This window comes from Streptomyces sp. NPDC006476, assembly GCF_040612015.1.
In the GTDB taxonomy this organism is placed as follows: domain Bacteria; phylum Actinomycetota; class Actinomycetes; order Streptomycetales; family Streptomycetaceae; genus Streptomyces; species Streptomyces griseorubiginosus_B.
The window spans coordinates 1-1,373 of record NZ_JBEXPK010000304.1; the positions used below are offsets into that span (position 1 = coordinate 1).

Annotated in this window: 3 protein-coding genes; all 3 read left to right on the forward strand. The window is 72.4% G+C overall.

Annotation, left to right across the window (positions count from 1 at the left end):
* Nucleotides 1–8: 8 nt before the first annotated feature.
* The 3 genes from ABZZ74_RS54195 to ABZZ74_RS54205 are packed head-to-tail and all read left to right on the forward strand — an operon-like array spanning nucleotide 9 to nucleotide 1,371.
* The gene (locus tag ABZZ74_RS54195) at nucleotides 9–719 is read left to right on the forward strand and encodes a DUF5994 family protein (RefSeq protein ID WP_356951453.1); all 711 of its coding nucleotides are present in this window, start codon (nucleotides 9–11) and stop codon (nucleotides 717–719) included.
* 10 nt (nucleotides 720–729) lie between these two features.
* Entirely contained in the window at nucleotides 730–1,005 is a 276-nt protein-coding gene (locus tag ABZZ74_RS54200) for a hypothetical protein (protein WP_356951451.1), read from the forward strand.
* Between the two features lie 54 nt (nucleotides 1,006–1,059).
* A complete protein-coding gene (locus ABZZ74_RS54205) occupies nucleotides 1,060–1,371 on the forward strand; it encodes an STAS domain-containing protein (RefSeq protein WP_356951452.1) in 312 nt (103 codons plus the stop codon).
* The last annotated feature ends 2 nt before the right edge of the window (nucleotides 1,372–1,373 follow it).

Genomic DNA, 1,373 nt, shown 5'->3' on the forward strand with positions numbered 1-1,373 from the left:
GGAGTAGTGTGGGCAGTACCGAGAGCATTTCGCACACCGGCTTCCACGCCGGGTCGTTCTCGGCGCACCATGAAACCCGGGCCGCCGCAGCGGCGGCCCGGAGACGGGTCCGCATCATGTCGGCGACCTTGCTTCCACCCCTGCCGCACCCCGAGCCCGTCGCAGCCCCGGCCGCGCGTGTCACCCTGAAGAGCGACGGCACCTCCCGCGGACTCCTCGACGGCGCCTGGTGGCCCCGCTCCCGGGATCTGCTGAGCGAACTGCCCGCCCTCACCGACGTGTTGGACCCCCTGTTCGGCCGCATCACCCGCATCGCCGTCAACCCGGAACACTGGCCGGTCATCCCGCCCAAGGTTCCCGTGCACGGCCACATCGTCAAGGTCGGCTGGTTCACCCCGGAGATCGACCCGCACAAACTGCTGCTGCTCTCCTACGGCACCGGCCGCTGGGACCTGCTGATCATCCCGCCCGAAACCGGGCCGCAGACGGCGGCCCGGCTGATGGCTGCCGCGTCCGACCCCGACGGCCCGCCACTGACCGCGAGCGCCCTCATCGCCGCGGACGAGGCCCGGCACGCCGTCCCGACGGCCGACGAGCCACTGGACCCGGACGAGGCATGGGAGTACGAGGGCGGCGCCGCCGCGGTGGCGGTGTCAGCGGCCGTCCCGCAACAGACCCCTCCCCCCGGCCGGACCGGCCGCCTGATCATCGGTAGGTGAGGTGGCCGCCATGAACGCCTTCCTGACAACCGCCGCCTTCCTGGTCCTCATCACAGCCGCGGCATACACGATCCACCGGCTCAACATCCAGCACGCCGACCGAATCGCCGTGCACCCGTACAGCGCCCGCCTGCCCGGCCGCCGCGGCCGCGGCACGCCGCAGCCCCCGGTGGGACCGGACCCGTATCAGCGGCCGGCCCCCGGCGAACGACGCGACCACCGCGACGGCGGCCGCGGCCGCTTCCCGGCACGTCGCCGCCGCAGTCCTACCACGCACCACAGGTGACCAGCCGCAAAGCCGGCAGGGAACCACGAAACGGGGCATCCGAACCGAGGCGTCATGACTCTTCCGCCGCTGAACATCTACCGGCACGACCGGGGCAGCCGAGCACTGATCACCCTCGCCGGGGAGATCGACCCGGCCACCGCGCCCCAGGTGCGGACCGCTCTGGAGCGGTGCCTGTACGACGGCATCACCACCATCGACGTCGATCTGACCACCGTCGGCCGCTGCGACAACAGCGGCCTGCGCGTCTTCCTCGACGCGTCCCGGCACGCCGCCGGCAACCACGCGTCCCTGCGGCTGCACCACCCATCCCCCCAGACCGCACGACTCCTCGCCGACACCGGCTCCGATCGCGTGCTCCTGTGACG

Excerpts from the sequence above, each read along its gene's own strand:
- ABZZ74_RS54200 (WP_356951451.1), top strand. The coding sequence starts at position 730 with ATGAACGCCTTCCTGACAACCGCCGCCTTCCTGGTCCTCATCACAGCC.
- ABZZ74_RS54205 (WP_356951452.1), top strand. The coding sequence starts at position 1,060 with ATGACTCTTCCGCCGCTGAACATCTACCGGCACGACCGGGGCAGCCGA.